The sequence below is a fragment of the Amycolatopsis kentuckyensis genome (assembly GCF_041679295.1).
In the GTDB taxonomy this organism is placed as follows: domain Bacteria; phylum Actinomycetota; class Actinomycetes; order Mycobacteriales; family Pseudonocardiaceae; genus Amycolatopsis; species Amycolatopsis kentuckyensis_A.
Map to the genome: position 1 here is coordinate 55,531 of NZ_JBGDMD010000004.1, position 16,044 is coordinate 71,574.

Consider the following 16,044-nt stretch of genomic DNA (forward strand, 5'->3'; position numbering starts at 1 on the left):
CATCCTACTGTCGGGCGCATGCGCCAGTCCCTCGTCACGACGGCCGCGGCCGCCGCGGTGTTCCTCGCCGGCGGCGCCTGGACCCCGCACCAGGGCTGGGTCGCGGCGCTGCTCAGCGCGGTCCAGCTGGTCCCGCTGCTGTGGTCGCGGCGCGCGCCGGCCGTCGTGCTCGTGGTCGTCACGCTCGCCACGGCCGGGCACCTGCTGCTCGAGCAGCCGCGCAACACGATGTACGTGCCGGTGCTGCTCGCGCTGTACAGCACGCCGCAGCGGTGGCTCGCCGCCGCGGCCGCGCTGGCGGTGGGTCTCACCGTGTACCCGGCGAAGGGCCCGTTCGACGGCACGCTGCTGGCCGTCACGATCTGCGCGGTCGCCTGGCTGCTCGGCGCCGAACGCCGGCGCGCGCTCGCCGACCGGGCCGAGCGCGCGGCCCGGCGGCTGCACGACACGCTCGCCCAGACCACGGCGGTGATGCTGGTGCAGGCGGAGACGCTGCGCGCGGTCGGCGACCTGACCGACGCCGACCGCGAGCGCCTCGACACGCTGCTGGCCGCCGGCCGCGGCGCGCTCACGCTGGTTCGCCGCACGCTCGACGACCTGCGCGACGACGCCGACCGGCCGCCGGATCTGGCGGAAGTGCTGGCCCGGCTGCGCACCGCGGGCCTGGTCCTCGACCGCGACCCGGTGCTGCCCGCCTTGGCGCGTCCGGTGCGCGAGCTGGCCGAGCGGTTCGTCGCGGAGACGGCGGTGAACGCGTTGCGGCACAACGGTCCCGGCGTCCGGCTGCGCATCGACGTCCACGCCGGCGACCACATGACGATCACCGCGCGCAACACCTTGAAGGGAACTCCGCGAACCGGTGCGGGATATGGCTTGGCGGGACTGGCCGAGCAGGCCGCGGCGGCCGGGGGAGCGGTGACGCACGGACCGCGCGACGGCGAGTGGGTGGCCACCCTCGCCCTGCCCGCCGGCCGCCGGACGCTCGTGAGTGGGAAACAGGGTTAGAACACTGTTTCCCACTCACGAGGGGAGCGTGGCCTCGATGTCGGCGAGCTGGGCGGCGATGAGCTCTTCGAACGCCGCGCGGCGGTCGGCGCCGAGCGGGCGGACTTCGCGGGCGAAGTGGGCCAGGGCGGGGAAGCGGTCGGGGTCGGCGCCCAGCACCGCGACGCGGAACAGCTCCATGCCCTGCTCGTGCTCCTCGGGCGTGACGGTGCTGACGCCGGCCTCGGACGCGATCAGCGCGGCGAAGAGGATCGCGATCCGGTGGTAGCGCGCCGGGATCCGCTCGTCGGCCAGGCCTGACGCGCGCAGGGCCTGCAGCACCTCTTCCATCACCAGCCGGGAGCCCGCGCCGCTGGAGGCGTAGCGGCCCCAGACCACGGCGATCTGCGGCTGCTCGCCGAACGCCTCCCGCAGGCGCAGGGCCAGCGCGGTCAGGCGCTGCTTCCAGTCGCCCTCGGGCCGGTACCCCGCCATGGCGCCGACGAGGATCCGGTCGGCGAGCGCGCGCAGCAGCTCGGTCTTGGTGCGGAAGTGCCGGTAGAGGCTCGAGGAGTCGGTCCCCAGCTCGGCGGCGAGCTTGCGCACGCTGAACGACTCGGCGTCGCTGCGGCGCAGCAGCTCCGCGGCCGTGTCCAGGATTTCCTCGGTCGTCCAACGCCTTCGGTTCGCCATCTCGTCCTTTCGCCGACCGTCAGCATAGCTTATGCACTTGCTGTTGCACGCACTGCGTGCATAATGAGGACACTTCACTTCCCGAGAGGAGTCCCCATGGATCACGCGAAGCTCGACGCCGCTCTGGCCGCGGTCCACCGCGCCGGCGTGCCGGGCGTGTTCGCCGAGGTGCGGGCCGGTGACCAGGTCTGGTGCGGCGCCGCGGGCGTCGCCGACGTCGAGACCGGCCACCCCGTCCGAGCCGGCCTGCGCCACCGCGTCGGCAGCGTCACGAAGACGTTCACCGCCGCCGCGGTGCTGCGCCAGGTCGAAGCCGGCCGGCTCGGGCTCGACACCCCGATCGGCCACTACCTGCCTTCGCTGGTCCCGGGCGACCGCGGACAGGCGATCACGGTCCGGATGCTGATCGACCACACGAGCGGGCTCGCCGAGTACCTCCCGTACGCCTACCCGAGCCTCAAGGCGTTCCCCGACCTGGCGGCCACCCGGCCGGACAGCCTGGACGACCACCGGTACACGCGGTTCGACCCGGTCGAGCTGATCGCGATGGGCGTCGGCGCGCCGCCGGTCGGCACTCCCGGCGGTACTCCCGGCGTGTATTCGAACACCAATTACCTGCTGCTCGGCCAACTGCTCGAACACGTCACCGGAGGCAGCGCCGAGGAGTGCATCACCCGCGACGTCATCGACCGCGCCGGCCTCCGCGACACCGGGTTCCCCACCGGAACGCGCGTCGACGGGCCGCACTCGAAGCTGTACGAGTCGTGGTTCGGCATGATCGACCCGCCGCGCGACTACAGCGTCTTCGACATGTCGTGGGTGGGGCCGTCGGCGTCGCTGATTTCGACGGTCGCGGACCTCAACCGCTTCTTCGGGCTGCTGCTGGCGGGCGAGATCGTGTCACCGGCTTCGCTGGCGGAGATGCGGCGGACGGTCCGGATCATTTCCCAGGAGGGCAAGCTGATCGACTACGGCCTCGGCCTGCACCCGGTGGAGCCGGCGGAGTTCTGGGGCCACGGCGGCACGGTCTGGGGCGGCGGCACCCTGGCGGCAGCCCGCGCGGACGGCCGGCGGCAGTTCGCGGTAGCGGTGAACCTGCAGCGCTGGAACCGGCTCGACGAGGCGGGCCGGCCCCAGCCGCATCCGATCGACGGCGCGCTCGCCGCTTTCTACCGGGAAGCGATGAGTTGTGACACGGTCACGAACCGGTAGCCCTGTTCCCTGAGCCGGTCGATGATCGGCCCGATCGCCTGGCGGGTCTGCTCGCGGCCCGCGTACATCCCGTGCAGCAGCACGATCGAGCCCGGCCGGACCTGGTCGACCGTGGTCGTGATGACGGTCGCCGCGTCCGGCGTTCCGTCGGAGTCCGGCTCGACGTCCCACGTGATCGTGATCCGGTTGTGCGTCGCCAGGTAGTGCGGCAGGGCGAAGAGCTTCTTGCCGTTCGGCGGCCGGAACAGGATCTCGCCGGAGTAGCCCGTCGTGCGGATGAGGGCGTCGGTGGCCTCGACCTCGTCCGCGACCCAGGCGGGCGTCACGCCGATCATCCGGTCGTGGCTGAAGCTGTGGTTGCCGATCTCGTGGCCCGCCGCGGCGATGTCGTGCGCGAGGTCGGGGTGCGCGGCGATGTCGCGGCCGATGAGGAAGAAGGTCGCCGGCACCGCGCGCTCGCGCAGCGTCTCCAGGATCGCGTGGGTCCCGGCGGGGTCGGGCCCGTCGTCGAAGGTGAGCGCGACGACCTTCTCCGTCGTCTCGACGCGGTTGACGAGGGTGCCGAAGAACTGGAACGTCCGCGACTTCGAGATTTCGAACAGCGTGACCGCGCCGGCGAGCAGGACGACCAGCACGACCGCGACGGCGATCGTCCACTTCCGCGCGCGGCGGGATTTCCAGATCATGCAGCCACCCTGGCGAGGACCCGGGAACGCGGGAAGCCGCGAAGGTACTAGTACCTCCGCGGCTTCCCGGAAAGCGTCACAGGGGGTTGAAGACGCCCAGGGGAGCGGTGCAGAACGGGCCGCCGACGTACTCGGCGGCCGCGCCCGTCGGGGCGGGCTTCGAGGCCAGCTGCTCCGCGTACACCTCGGCGTCGTCCAGCGACTTGTAGCCCAGCGCTTCGGCTTCGGCCAGGGAGTAGATCCGGCGCGTGTTGTCCGAGACGCCCCAGATCAGCCGGTACCCCGGCGACGGCGCCGAAAGGCACGCCTCGAACAGCCGGGCGCCGTCGTCCGGGGACAGCCACGTCGTCAACCCGCGCGGGCCCAGCGGCAACGGCGTCTCGAAGCACGAGCCGATCCGGATGACGATCACGTCCATGCCGAACCGCGAGTGGTACAGGCTGCCCAGCGCCTCGATCGCCGCCTTGGAGACGCCGTAGTACGTGTCCGGGCGCGGAGAGGAGTCCGCCGGGAGGTCCTCGTCGTTGCGGCGGAAGCCGACCGCGTGGTTGCTCGACGCCAGGATCACCCGGCTGATCCCGGCGGCCCGCGCGGCCTCCAGCACCGTGTGCGTGCCGTTGACGTTGACGTCGAGCGTCGCTTCCCACGAGTTCTCGCGGCTGTGCCCGCCCAGGTGGATCAGCGCGTCGACGCCCTCGCACGCCGCGGCCATCGCGTCCGGGTCGGTCACCGAAGCCGTCACGACCTCTTCGGAGGCGTCCGACGCCGTCTGCGGCGCCAGGTCGAGCAGGCGCAGCACGCGGCCGTCGCGCTTCAAGCGGGGGCGCATCAGGGTGCCGACGACACCCGCCGACCCGGTGATGAGCACGCGCTGGTCCGTCATGGATTTCCTCTCGGTAAGGGCGGCGGTCAGCGAATGCCGGCCCGGCGCAGCTGCTGCCCGAGCTCGGCGGTGGTTTCGGCGAGCAGCTCGCCGACGCGACGGGCGTCGGCGTCGGTCACCTGGGCGATCGGCATCGAGCAGCTGATCGCGTCCGTGCCCGGGATCCGGTAGGGGATCACCGCGGCGACGCAGCGGACGCCCAACGTGCCCTCCTCGACCTCGGCGGCGTACCCGCGCTCGCGGGTCGCGGCGCACTCGGCGTGCAGGCCTTCGAGCGTCGTGATCGTGTTCGGCGTCAGCGCGGTCAACGTCGCCGGCAGCATCAGCGCCTCGATCTCGTCGTGCGTCAGCTCGGCCAGCAGCGCCTTGCCCAGCGCGGTCGCGTGCGCGGGCAGCGTGCGCCCGACGCGGGAGACGAGGTGCGTGGACCGCTGCGACTCGCGCGTCTCCAGGTAGACGACCTCGGTGCCGTTGCGGCGCGCGAAGTGCGCGGTGAAGCCGGTCTTCTCCCGGATCCGCTCCAGGGCTTCGGTGGCGAACGGGACGACGGCGTCGCGGTCCAGGTACGCCGTGCCGCAGATCAGCGCGCGGACGCCGAGGCGGTAGCGGGCGGTGTTGGTGTCCGCCTCCAGCCAGCCGGCTTCCAGGAGCGTCCGCAGCAGGCCGTGCAGCGACGAGCGCGGGAAGCCCGTGCGCGCGTGCAGGTCGGACAGCGACAGCCAGACGTCGTTCGCCGCGAACGTCTCGATGAGGTCGACGGCCCGGCGCGCGGACTTCACGCCGGACGACTCGACCGGAGCACCCTCGGCCGTGTCCACCTTTGGCGGCATTTGTGCTCCTCCGTCCGGCCGTTGACTTGTGACTCCGGCCATATTAGCGTCCCGAACAACGTTCTTATGGATGAACATAATCACTATAACAGACTCCGTTCATAGATGTGAACAGTGAAACCACATCGTCGTGGACGCGGAAGGGAGCCTGCGGTGCACGCACTCGACTGGACGATGGTCTGCGCGTACTTCGCGCTGATGATCGTGATCGGCTGGTGGTCGCACAAACGGGTCAGCGACGTGAAGGACTTCTTCACGGCCGGCGGCAAGATGCCGTGGTGGCTGGCCGGCATCTCGCACCACATGTCCGGCTACAGCGCCGTGCTCTTCGTCGCGTACGCGGGCGTCGCGTACACCAGCGGCGTCACCGTGTACTTCTGGGGCTTCGCCAGCATCGGCATCGGCGTGGGCATCGGCAGCTGGCTGTTCGCCGCGCGCTGGAACCGGTTGCGCTCGAAGCTCGGCGTCGCCTCACCGCTGGAGTACCTCGCGAAGCGGTACAACGTACCGACGCAGCAGGCGCTCGCCTGGAGCGGCAGCCTGCTGAAGATCTTCGACATCGCGGCCAAGTGGTTCGCCGTCGCGACGCTGCTGCACGTCTTCGCCGGGCTCGACTACAACCTCGGCATCCTCATCACCGGCGCGGTCACCCTCGTCTACTGCACCATCGGCGGGCTCTGGGCCGACGCGCTCACCGACTTCGGCCAGTTCGTCATCCAGGCCATCGCGGCGATCGTGATGATCGTGGTCGTCCTCGGCAAGCTCGGCGGGATCTCGGCGCTCTGGACGATCTGGGACAAGCTGCCCGAAGGCCACGTCAACCCGGTCACGTCCAAGTACACCACCATCTTCCTCCTGGTCTACGTGCTGGTGAAAACGCTGGAGTACAACGGAGGCATGTGGAACCTGGCGCAGCGGTACATGGCCGCGCCGAACACCCACGAGGCCAAGCGCGGCGCGCGGCTTTCGTCCGCGCTGTACCTGTTGTGGCCGCTGGTGCTGATGTTCCCGATGTTCGCGGCCCCGCTGCTCATCCCCGGCATCAAGGACCCGACGCAGTCCTACGCGATCATGACGACGACGTTCCTGCCGCCGGGCCTGGTCGGCCTGGTGCTGGCCGGCATCTTCTCGCACACCATGGCGATGGTCTCTTCCGACGCCAACGCGATCTCCGCGGTGATCACCCGCGACATGATCCCGGCGATGGTCCGCCGCACCCGGCAGTGGACCGACGTCCAGGGCCTCAAGGCCGCCCGGATCACCACCGTCGTCTTCGTGGCCCTCACGATGCTCGTGGCCACGCAGGCGCAGAACCTCGGCGGCGTGCTGCAGATCGTCGTCAACTGGGTCGCCGCGCTGATGGGCCCGATCTCGATCCCGCTGCTGCTGGGCATGCTGCCGTGGTTCCGCAAGTGCGGCCCGCGTGCGGCGCTGATCTCCTGGGCGGGCGGCCTGATCGACTACGCGCTGGTGTACTACGTGTTCAAGGCGAACCAGACGGTGCTGGTCGCGACGCCGATCCTGGTCTCGCTCGCCCTGTACGTCGGCCTCGGCCTGCTCGCCCCCGAGCGCAGCGCGGCCGCCGATGAGATCGTCGACACCGTGAACACCGCCGACGACGTCGACACCACGCCGAAGGAAGGCACGACCGTGCCCGCCTGACGATGGCCACACCCGGCCGAAACCGAAAAAGGACAGAGAGCGGAAACTGATGGCACAGAACGAGATCGAGCTGGACGGCCTGCTGGCGTTCCCCCTCACCCCGTTCACCGACGACCTCGAGGTCAACCTCGACGCGCTCGCGGAGAACGTGGAGAGCCACATCGCGGCGGGCGCCGGTGCGCTGTTCGTCGCGTGCGGCACCGGCGAGTTCAGCTCGCTCTCGCCCGCCGAGCACGCCTCCGTGCTCACCCGGACCCGGGAGGTGGCCGCCGGCCGCGTCCCGGTCTGGGTGGGCGCCGGGGGCGGCGCGGCGTCGGCGCGGGCCGGGGTCGCGGCGGCCCAGGCCGGGGGCGCGGACGGCGTCCTGCTGCTGCCGCCGTACCTCGTTTCCGGGCCGCAGGCGGGCTTGGTCGACTTCGTCCGCTACGCCGTCGGCGACTCGACGGTGCCGGTGATCGTCTACCACCGCGGCACCGGCGTCTTCAGCGCGCCGGCCGCGGCTTCGCTGCTCGACATTCCCTCGATCGTGGGGCTCAAGGACGGCTACGGCGACGTCGAGGTGATGACCCGGATCGTCACCACCATCCGCGCGCTGGACACCGAGCGGGCGCGGAAGTTCCTGTTCTTCAACGGGTTGCCGACCGCGGAGGTCTCGGCCAAGGCGTACGCCTCGATCGGCGTCGCCCGCTACTCCTCGGCGGTGCACTGCTTCGCGCCGGAGATCGCGCACCGCTTCCACCGCGCGCTCGGCGAGGGCGACACCCGCGTGATGGACGCGCTGCTGACCGGCTTCTACCTGCCGCTGGTGGCGTTGCGCGACGAGACGCCCGGTTTCGCCGTCTCGCTGGTGAAGGCCGCCGCCCGGCTGCGCGGCGACAAGGTCGGCCCGGTCCGGCCGCCGCTGGTCGAGCCGACGCCGGAACAGATCCACCGGCTCGAGAAGATCGTGGAGGACGGCTTCGTCACGCTGAAGGCGCTGGGCTGATGAAGATCCTCGATGTGGTGCTGACGCCGGTCGCGTTCGCCGACCCGCCGCTGCTCAACGTGATGGGCGTGCACGAGCCGTTCGCGCTGCGCAGCGTCGTGCAGGTCAAGTGCGAGGACGGCATCGTCGGGCTCGGCGAGTCCTACGGCGACTCCGCGTTCCTCGGCGAGGTGCGCAAGGTGCTGCCGCAGCTGCGCGGCCACGACGTCTTCGACCTGCCGGGGCTGCAGCGGCTGGTCGCGCGGGCGTTGTCGGACACGGTGCTGACCGACGCCCACGGCCTGATCGGCGGGTTCTCGATCCGCAAGACCATCGCGAGCGTGTATTCGCTGTTCGAGGTCGCGTGCCTGGACGCGCAGGGGCAGTACCTCGGCCGGTCGATCACCGACCTGCTGGGTGGCAAGGCGCGGGACGCCGTCGAGTTCTCCGCGTACCTGTTCTACAAGTACGGCAAGCACGTCGACGGCCGCGAGGACTCGTGGGGCGAGATCACCACGCCGGAAACCCTGGTGGGGTCGGCGAAGCGGATGATCGACGAGTACGGCTTCCGCTCGATCAAGCTCAAGGGCGGCGTCTACGAGCCGGCGCAGGAGGTCGACGGGATCCGCGCGCTGGCGGAGGCGTTCCCCGGGCACCCGCTGCGGATCGACCCGAACGGCGCGTGGACTCCTCAAACCGGCATCCGGGTGGCTCACGAGCTGGACGGTGTCCTGGAGTACCTCGAAGACCCGACGCCGGGCATCGAGGGCATGGCCCAGGTCGCCGCCGAGGCGTCGATGCCGTTGGCCACCAACATGTGCGTGGTGAACTTCGGCGACATCGAGCCGGGCTTCCGGGCGCGCGCGATCGGCGTCCTGCTGTCGGACCACCACTTCTGGGGCGGCCTGCGGGCGACCCAGTCGTTGTCGACGACGTGCGAGAGCTTCGGCGTCGGCCTGTCGATGCACTCCAACAGCCACCTCGGGATCAGCCTGGCCGCGATGGTCCAGGTCGCCGCGGCGACCCCGCACCTGACCTACGCCTGCGACACGCACTGGCCGTGGAAGGTCGAGGACGTCATCGAGCCGGGCGTGCTTTCCTTCCGGGACGGGGCCGTCGCGGTGCCCACGGCCCCGGGTCTGGGCGTGAAGCTGGACGAGGACGCGCTGGCCGGGCTGCACGAGAACTACGTCCGATGTGGACTGACCAAACGGGATGACGTGACCTACATGCGCAAGTACGTGTCCGGGTTCGAGCCGAACACGGCGAGGTGGTGACCCGGTGAAGGTGACGGGATACGCCTACCCCTGGGACGTCTTGGAGTCCGGGTTCGCTTCGCGGGTCCGGGACCTGGGCGTCGACGAGGTGGCCGTGGCGCTGTCGTACCACAGCGCCCGCGCGGCGACGCCGTGGTCGGCCTCGGGGACCGCCGTGGTTGCGCGGCACGCGGCGTTCTACCGGCCGGTCTCCGAGGGGTGGGGCACGCTGCGACCGTCCACTCCGGACTGGGTGTCGTCGGAGGATGCCGGGGGTGACGCCGTCCGGCTGCTCAACGAGGCCGGCATCCCGGCGGCCGCGTGGATCGTGCTGACCCACAACTCCCAGCTCGGCTACGAGCACCCGGACGTCGTGGTCCGCAACTGCTTCGGCGAGTCCTACCCGTGGGCGCTGTGTCCGTCGCAGCCGGCGGTGCGTGAGTACGCGGCGAAGGTGACCGCGGAGTCGGTCGCCGGGCTGGAGCTGGCGTCGGTGATCCTCGAGGCCTGCGGCCCGCTCGGCGCGGTGCACCAGCACCAGCACGAGAAGACCGACGGCGTCTGGGCGCCCGCGGTGGCCCGGCTGCTGTCGATCTGCTGCTGCGCCGCCTGCGCTGCTTCGTGGGACCTCGACGCGGACACCGTCCGGGCCCAGCTCGTCGAGGAGGTCCGGCGGCTGGTCGCGACCGGCGACCTGGGCGTCACGGCCGACGGTCTGCCGCCGTCGTTGACCTCGATGCTGCTGCGGGGCCGGCAGGAAGCGACCGATGCCCTGCGAGCCTCCGTGCTGGCTCAGTTGCCGGCGGGTGTGCGTGTCGTGCTGCACGGCGCGCTCGACCCGTGGGTCACCGGCGCGCTGCCGGGGCTGACGCCGTCAGCTGCGGACGACGTCGACGCGGTCGTATTGTTCGGCTGGGCGCCCGCCACGGGTGCCGAAGCCGTCGCGGCGGCCCGGGAGGCCCTGCCCGAACGGGTCGCGATCGGCAGCTACATCACCGCGGTCGCCGCCGCCCCGGTGCCGGACATCGCCGCGTACGCCGGCGAGCTGGCCAAGGCGGGCGCGGCCGAGCTGCACCTGTACCACCTCGGACTGGCCGGTCCGGGTCGCTGGAGCGACCTGGCCACGGCCACCGCCGCCGCCCAGGAAAACTGAGGAGCTGTTCCACCCATGAGCCAGGCCACCGACGCCGCCACGCTCGAGAAGATCCTGGCGGGGGCCGCCGCGGCCGCCCGCCCCGCCGCCGAGGCGACCCCGGCCGAGCGCGCCCGCTGGCTGGTCGCGGCCGCCGACGCCCTCGACGCCGCCGCCGACGACCTCGTCCCGCTCGCTCACCGCGAGACCCACCTGCCCGCCACGCCGCGGCTGGCCGGCGAGCTGAAGCGCACGACGTTCCAGCTGCGCCTGTTCGGCGAGGTGCTCACCGACGGCGAATACCTCGGCGCCACCGTCGACCACGCCGACCCGGACTGGCCGATGGGCCCGCGGCCGGACATCCGCCGCGTCAAGACCGCGATCGGGCCGGTGCTGGTGTTCGCGGCCAGCAACTTCCCGTTCGCGTTCAGCGTCGCCGGCGGCGACACGGCGTCCGCGCTCGCCGCGGGTTGCCCGGTGATCCTCAAGGCACACCCCGGGCACCCGGAGCTGTCCGCGCTGACCGGCCGGATCCTGCGGGAGGCCCTGGTCGGCGCGGGCGCGCCGGAGGGCATCTTCGACGTGATCTTCGGCCAGGAGGAAGGCGTCACGGCGCTGCAGGACCCGCGGATCGCGGCGGCGTCGTTCACCGGATCGATCCCCGGCGGGCGCGCGCTGTTCGACATCGCGAACGCGCGGCCGCGGCCGATCCCGTTCTACGGCGAGCTGGGCAGCGTCAACCCGGTCGTCGTCACCGAGGCCGCGATCGCGGCGCGCGGGGAGGCCGTCGCGAAGGGCTACGCCGGGTCGTTCACCCTCGGCGCCGGCCAGTTCTGCACCAAGCCGGGGCTGCTGTTCCTGCCCGAGGACCACGGCTTGACCCCGGTCTTGAAGGACGCGTTGGAGGGCGCCGCGGCCCAGCCGATGCTCAACGACCGCATCGCTTCGGGTTTTTCTTCGCAGCTTTCTTCGCTGCGGGAGGTCCCGGGCGTCGAGGTGGTGTCTTCGTCGGAGTCTTCCGCGCCGGCGTTCACCCCGACGCTGCTGGCCACGACCGGCAAGCAGTTCCTCGAGGGCGGCGACACCGTGCACGAGGAGTGCTTCGGGCCGGCGTCGCTGATCGTCACCTACGCCGACCAGGCCGAGCTGCTGCGCCTGCTCGACGTGATCGAACCGGGGCTCACCGCCACGATCCACGGCGAGGAGTCCGATGTGGACTGGATCCGGCCGGTGCTGCCGGCGCTGGCCCGCATCGCCGGCCGGCTGCTGTGGAACGACTGGCCCACCGGCGTGACGGTGAGCTGGGCCCAGCAGCACGGCGGCCCGTACCCGGCCACGACCGCCCCGACCACGACGTCCGTCGGCACCGCCGCGATCGAGCGCTTCCTGCGCCCGCTGGCGTGGCAGGGCTTCCCGGACGCGTTGCTGCCCGAACCCCTCCAGGAGGCCAACCCTTGGCAGGTGCCCCGCCGCACCGACGGCTCCCGCTGACCGGTTCGCTCCCGCGGGCTCGCTGATGCGCCTCCCGCGGGGGCGCCCCCCGTTTCCATTCTATCGCCCGGCACCGACAGTTTCCGGCGCCGAGCACCGAATCCGCCGCCGCAAAACCGAATCCCCTTCCCCCGCAAGCCGAGGATGTCTTCCTGGGAGGCACTGCCATGCCCGTGAACCGGAGAAACGCTCTGCGCGGCGGCGCGCTGGCGGCCGCTTCGACCGTGTTGCTCACCCGTCCCGCGTTCGCTTCCGCGGCAGACGCGGCAAACGCGGCACCCGCAGCCACGACGGCGAGCGGGGTGCCCGCCGCGACCGCGCCGATCGTCGCCGCCTACCGGCAGCTGCAGACCGGTATCAACCGGCCGTCGCCGGAACGGACCGTCGCGCTGGCCAACCTGGGCCGCGTCGCCAAGGCCTACAACGCCAGCCTGTCCGTCGCCGGCAGTGGCGCTCCACTGTGGACGGACCTGCCGCTCGGCCCGGGCAGCGACTACACGACGTCGATGTACGCGCGGCTGCGCGCGATCGCCGTCGACTGGGGCACCCCGGGCGGCGCGCTGTCCGGCGACCCGGTCGTGCTCGACCGGATCAAGTCGGCGCTCGAACTCATCTACGCCAGCCAGTACAACGAAAACGTCGGCGAGATCGGCAACTGGTACACCTACGAGATCGGCATCCCGTACTACCTGCTGCACACGCTGTCGGTCGTCGCCGAGCAGCTCACCGCGGAGCAGCTGGCCCGCTACCTCGCGCCGGTCAAGCGGTTCGTCGGCAACCCGAACCTGCGCGCGAACAACGCCTCGGTGATCGAGACCGGCGCGAACCGCGCGGACAAGGCGCTCATTTCCATCGTGTCCGGCGCGATGCTCGGCGACACGGCCTGGATCAAGACGGGCATCGACGCGCTCACCGACGTCGCGGGCGGGGGAGCGGCGAGCGTCGTCGCCAAGCTGGACCGCGCGGCCGGCGACGGCTTCCACGTCGACGGCTCGTTCATCCAGCACGACACCATCCCGTACCCGGGGCACTACGGCATCGTCCTGCTCACCGCGCTCGCCGGCGCCATCCACGTCACGGCGGGCACCGAATACGCGCTGCCGCAGCCGTTGAAGGACAAGGTCTACGCGCTGGTGGCGGACAGCTTCGCGCCGTTCGTCTACGCGGGCGCGCTGATGGAGCCGGTGCGCGGACGGATGCTCTCGCGCCAGGGCGAGACCGGGCACGACATCGGCCACCAGCTGACCGTCGCGACGCTGGTGCTGGCCCGCACGGCGTCGGGCAAGACGAAGACCGACCTCAACGCGCTCGCCGCGAAGTGGATCAAGGAAGGCGAATACGCGCCGTTCCTGAAGATCCCCGACCCGGAGCGGTTCGCGCCGGGCCCGGACCTGGTGGCGACGCCGGGTATCGAGTTCGCGCAGGACATGCTGGCTTCGGGCGCGCGCCCGGCGCGGGTCACCGCGACGCACCGCGTCTTCGGCCAGCAGGACCGGATGGTGCACGTCACCGACGACTGGTCGGCGTCCCTGGGCGTCAGCTCGACGCGGATTTCGCGCTACGAGGCCATCAACGGCCAGAACCTCAAGGGCTTCCACGTCGGCGACGGCGTGCTCTACACGTTCCTGCCCAACGCCAAGGGCCACTACACCGACGCGTACTGGCCGACGGTCGACCCGCTGCTGCTGCCGGGCACGACCGAGAACGACGGCCCGGTCGACCCGAAGTTCGGCGGCGTGCCGGTCGGCCCGAACCCGCACACCGGCGGCGTCCGCTGGGACGCGCGCACCGGCGCCTACGCCATGGACTTCAAGTCGTGGGACGGGTCGCTGGTCGCGAAGAAGTCGTGGTTCTTCACGTCGTCCGGGATCGTGTGCCTCGGGGCCGGGATCACCAGCACGTCGTCCTCCGCCGTGCGCACGACGATCGAGAACCGCAACCTCGGCGAGGGCGGCCGCGGCGCGTTGCTGGCGGACGGCCGACGGCTCCCGACGGACCTCGGCAAGGTCTCGGCGCTGCGGCGTTCCCGTTGGCTGCACTTGGAGAACGTCGGCGGGTACGTGCTCCTGGACGACGCCTCGGTGACGGCGCTGCGCGAGGACCGCACCGGCGCGTGGCGCGACATCGACACCGGCGCCAACACGAAGGGCACCACGACGCCGAACACGCGCCGCTATCAGAAGCTGGTGCTGGAGCACGGCGTCAAGCCGGTCGATGCGACCTACGCGTACGCGGTGCTGCCGGGCGCGTCGGTGATCGGCACGCTGACGGCGTCGTGGACGTGTCACGTGCTGGCGAACACGCCGGTGGCGCAGGCGGTGCGCACGGCCGACGGCACGGTGCTGGCGAACTTCTTCGCCGCCGGCTCGGTCGGCGACGTGCGGGTGTCCGGCCCGGCGTCGGTGGCAGTCGGGCGGCATCAGCTGGCAGTGTCGGATCCGACGCAGACGCAGGACAGCGTGACGGTGACCGTGCGCGGCAAGGCCGTGACGGTACCGCTGAAGGGCACCTTCGGCGCGACTTCGCTGGTGCCGCTGAGGTAGGCCGCCTCGCCGGACCGGTGCCCCGACCCGGTCCGGCGGGGTCCCCACCTCGGTTAGGCTGGTTTTCATGACCGAACACCTCGACGTCCTGATCGTGGGGGCCGGGCTGTCCGGGGTCGGCGCAGCCTGCCGGCTGCAGGAGCGGCTGCCGGGCAAGACGTACGCGGTGCTGGAAGCGCGGGACACGATCGGCGGAACCTGGGACCTGTTCCGGTATCCGGGCATCCGGTCCGATTCGGACATGTTCACGCTCGGTTACCCGTTCCGGCCGTGGAAGGACCCGAAGGCGATCGCGGACGGCCCGTCGATCCTGTCCTACATCCGCTCGACCGCCGACGCTTTCGGCGTGGTCGACCGGATCCGCTTCGGGCACCGCGTGGTGCGGGCGTCGTGGTCGTCTTCGTCGGCGCGGTGGACGGTCTCGACCGAGCACGGCGCCACGTTCACGTGCCGGTTCCTGTACCTGTGCAGTGGTTATTACTCGTACGAGTCCGGCCACGTGGTCGACTTCCCGGGCCGCGCGGACTTCGCGGGCGAGATCGTGCACCCGCAGCACTGGCCGTCGACGCTGGACTACACGGACAAGCGGGTCGTGGTGATCGGCAGCGGCGCGACGGCGGTGACGCTGGTCCCGGCGCTGGCGTCGCGCGCTTCGCACGTGACGATGCTGCAGCGGTCGCCGTCGTACATCGTGGCGCGCCCGGGCCGCGACGCGCTGGCCGACCGGCTCCGGGCGCTGCTGCCGGAGAAGCTTGCGCACCGGGTGGTGCGCGGCAAGAACGTCGTGATGGGAACGCTGTTCTTCCAGCTGATGCGGCGGTTGCCGCGGCGGGCGTCGCTGGCGTTGCGCAAACGCGTGGCGGCGCAGCTGCCGGCGTCGATCCCGGTGGACCCGCACTTCGTGCCGTCGTACGACCCGTGGGACCAGCGGCTGTGCCTGGTGCCGGACGCGGACCTGTTCCGGGCGTTGCGCTCGGGCAAGGCGGACGTCGTGACGGACCGGATCTCGCGGTTCACGTCATCCGGGGTGTCGTTGTCTTCCGGGCGTTCGCTGGACGCGGACATCATCGTGACGGCGACGGGTCTCCGGCTGGTGGCGTTCGGCGGGATCGAGCTGACGGTGGACGGGCGCGCTGTCGTGCCGGGCGACCAGCGGGCGTACAAGGGGATGATGTTCGGCGGCGTGCCGAACTTGGCGTGGTGCGTGGGGTACACGAACAACTCGTGGACGCTGCGGGCGGACCTGACGTCGCAGTACGTGTGCCGGCTGCTGGGGTATTTGGATCGGCGTGGGTTCGCGTACTGCGCACCGGACGCCGAGTCGGCATCTTCGGCGGGCCGGCCGCGGCCGATCGTGGACCTGGCGTCGGGGTACATCAAGAGGGCCGCTCCCGGTCTGCCGAAGCAGGGTGGGAAGCGGCCTTGGATGATGCGGCAGAACTATTTGCTGGACTTCGCCGACATGCGGCTCGGCCGGGTCGACGACGGAGTGATGCGCTTCGGCCGCGCGGCCGGGCCCGGCCGCGTAAACCCCCGTCAGCCCTGGCGGGCCTTATTGCGCGGGTTGTCCTTGTTGATCACCAGCACCTTCGTCCCCCGGCGGATGACCTGGGCACCCGGCTGGCGGGCGAGCGAGCGGATCGAGCTGCGGACCTTCATGGCGAGCCGTCCTTCCTGTGGGCACCCCGGCCCACACCCCCTTCAACCT

The 16,044-nt window shown here is 71.4% G+C and carries 13 protein-coding genes and 1 pseudogene; 9 read left to right on the forward strand and 5 right to left on the reverse strand.

Annotation, left to right across the window (positions count from 1 at the left end; genetic code table 11):
• Positions 1 to 18 precede the first annotated feature (18 nt).
• Entirely contained in the window at positions 19 to 1,005 is a 987-nt protein-coding gene (locus ACERZO_RS16970; protein WP_372665630.1) for a histidine kinase, read from the forward strand.
• A 15-nt stretch (positions 1,006 to 1,020) separates the two neighbouring features.
• On the opposite strand, the gene ACERZO_RS16975 is transcribed toward ACERZO_RS16970, so the two are convergent.
• Entirely contained in the window at positions 1,021 to 1,677 is a 657-nt protein-coding gene (locus ACERZO_RS16975; RefSeq protein ID WP_372665631.1) for a TetR/AcrR family transcriptional regulator, read from the reverse strand.
• Between the two features lie 96 nt (positions 1,678 to 1,773).
• Between ACERZO_RS16975 and ACERZO_RS16980 the strand changes: the two genes are divergently transcribed.
• The gene (locus ACERZO_RS16980; protein ID WP_372665632.1) at positions 1,774 to 2,889 is read left to right on the forward strand and encodes a serine hydrolase domain-containing protein; all 1,116 of its coding nucleotides are present in this window, start codon (positions 1,774 to 1,776) and stop codon (positions 2,887 to 2,889) included.
• Here the strand turns inward: ACERZO_RS16980 and ACERZO_RS16985 are convergent.
• The 3 genes from ACERZO_RS16985 to ACERZO_RS16995 all read right to left on the reverse strand — a co-directional run bounded on the left by ACERZO_RS16985 (position 2,847) and on the right by ACERZO_RS16995 (position 5,288).
• Positions 2,847 to 3,575, reverse strand: a complete 729-nt coding sequence (locus ACERZO_RS16985; RefSeq protein ID WP_372665633.1) for a polysaccharide deacetylase family protein — start codon at positions 3,573 to 3,575, stop codon at positions 2,847 to 2,849. The genes ACERZO_RS16980 and ACERZO_RS16985 overlap by 43 nt on opposite strands.
• 76 nt (positions 3,576 to 3,651) lie before the next feature.
• Positions 3,652 to 4,458, reverse strand: coding sequence for an NAD-dependent epimerase/dehydratase family protein (locus ACERZO_RS16990; protein WP_372665634.1), 807 nt, complete (start codon positions 4,456 to 4,458; stop codon positions 3,652 to 3,654).
• Positions 4,459 to 4,484: 26 nt separating this feature from the next.
• A complete protein-coding gene (locus ACERZO_RS16995) occupies positions 4,485 to 5,288 on the reverse strand; it encodes an IclR family transcriptional regulator (RefSeq protein WP_372665635.1) in 804 nt (267 codons plus the stop codon).
• Positions 5,289 to 5,441: 153 nt separating this feature from the next.
• Here ACERZO_RS16995 and ACERZO_RS17000 point away from each other — a divergent pair, with 153 nt between their 5' ends.
• The 7 genes and pseudogenes from ACERZO_RS17000 to ACERZO_RS17030 all read left to right on the forward strand — a co-directional run.
• Positions 5,442 to 6,950 carry a sodium:solute symporter family protein gene (locus ACERZO_RS17000; protein WP_372665636.1) on the forward strand — a complete coding sequence of 503 codons (1,509 nt, stop codon included), beginning with the start codon at positions 5,442 to 5,444 and terminating at the stop codon, positions 6,948 to 6,950.
• A gap of 49 nt (positions 6,951 to 6,999) precedes the next feature.
• Positions 7,000 to 7,935 carry a 5-dehydro-4-deoxyglucarate dehydratase gene (locus tag ACERZO_RS17005; RefSeq protein WP_372665637.1) on the forward strand — a complete coding sequence of 312 codons (936 nt, stop codon included), beginning with the start codon at positions 7,000 to 7,002 and terminating at the stop codon, positions 7,933 to 7,935.
• Positions 7,935 to 9,191, forward strand: coding sequence for a glucarate dehydratase family protein (locus ACERZO_RS17010; protein WP_372665638.1), 1,257 nt, complete (start codon positions 7,935 to 7,937; stop codon positions 9,189 to 9,191). Before ACERZO_RS17005 ends, ACERZO_RS17010 begins: the two co-directional genes overlap by 1 nt.
• 4 nt (positions 9,192 to 9,195) lie before the next feature.
• Positions 9,196 to 10,323, forward strand: coding sequence for a hypothetical protein (locus ACERZO_RS17015; RefSeq protein ID WP_372665639.1), 1,128 nt, complete (start codon positions 9,196 to 9,198; stop codon positions 10,321 to 10,323).
• A 15-nt stretch (positions 10,324 to 10,338) separates the two neighbouring features.
• The gene (locus ACERZO_RS17020) at positions 10,339 to 11,793 is read left to right on the forward strand and encodes an aldehyde dehydrogenase (NADP(+)) (RefSeq protein ID WP_372665640.1); all 1,455 of its coding nucleotides are present in this window, start codon (positions 10,339 to 10,341) and stop codon (positions 11,791 to 11,793) included.
• Positions 11,794 to 11,960: 167 nt separating this feature from the next.
• A complete protein-coding gene (locus ACERZO_RS17025; protein WP_372665641.1) occupies positions 11,961 to 14,336 on the forward strand; it encodes a polysaccharide lyase 8 family protein in 2,376 nt (791 codons plus the stop codon).
• A gap of 67 nt (positions 14,337 to 14,403) precedes the next feature.
• Positions 14,404 to 15,846, forward strand: a pseudogene (locus ACERZO_RS17030) (flavin-containing monooxygenase); the annotation flags it as partial.
• 26 nt (positions 15,847 to 15,872) lie between these two features.
• Here the strand turns inward: ACERZO_RS17030 and ACERZO_RS17035 are convergent.
• Entirely contained in the window at positions 15,873 to 15,995 is a 123-nt protein-coding gene (locus ACERZO_RS17035; protein WP_086684836.1) for a ribosomal protein bL36, read from the reverse strand.
• Positions 15,996 to 16,044: the final 49 nt, after the last annotated feature.

Bases quoted from the DNA above. Each gene is read 5' to 3' on its own strand.
- ACERZO_RS16970 (WP_372665630.1), top strand. From the start codon at position 19: ATGCGCCAGTCCCTCGTCACGACGGCCGCGGCCGCCGCGGTGTTCCTC.
- ACERZO_RS16975 (WP_372665631.1), bottom strand. From the start codon at position 1,677: ATGGCGAACCGAAGGCGTTGGACGACCGAGGAAATCCTGGACACGGCC.
- ACERZO_RS16980 (WP_372665632.1), top strand. From the start codon at position 1,774: ATGGATCACGCGAAGCTCGACGCCGCTCTGGCCGCGGTCCACCGCGCC.
- ACERZO_RS16985 (WP_372665633.1), bottom strand. From the start codon at position 3,575: ATGATCTGGAAATCCCGCCGCGCGCGGAAGTGGACGATCGCCGTCGCG.
- ACERZO_RS16990 (WP_372665634.1), bottom strand. From the start codon at position 4,458: ATGACGGACCAGCGCGTGCTCATCACCGGGTCGGCGGGTGTCGTCGGC.
- ACERZO_RS16995 (WP_372665635.1), bottom strand. From the start codon at position 5,288: ATGCCGCCAAAGGTGGACACGGCCGAGGGTGCTCCGGTCGAGTCGTCC.
- ACERZO_RS17005 (WP_372665637.1), top strand. From the start codon at position 7,000: ATGGCACAGAACGAGATCGAGCTGGACGGCCTGCTGGCGTTCCCCCTC.
- ACERZO_RS17010 (WP_372665638.1), top strand. From the start codon at position 7,935: ATGAAGATCCTCGATGTGGTGCTGACGCCGGTCGCGTTCGCCGACCCG.
- ACERZO_RS17020 (WP_372665640.1), top strand. From the start codon at position 10,339: ATGAGCCAGGCCACCGACGCCGCCACGCTCGAGAAGATCCTGGCGGGG.
- ACERZO_RS17025 (WP_372665641.1), top strand. From the start codon at position 11,961: ATGCCCGTGAACCGGAGAAACGCTCTGCGCGGCGGCGCGCTGGCGGCC.
- ACERZO_RS17035 (WP_086684836.1), bottom strand. From the start codon at position 15,995: ATGAAGGTCCGCAGCTCGATCCGCTCGCTCGCCCGCCAGCCGGGTGCC.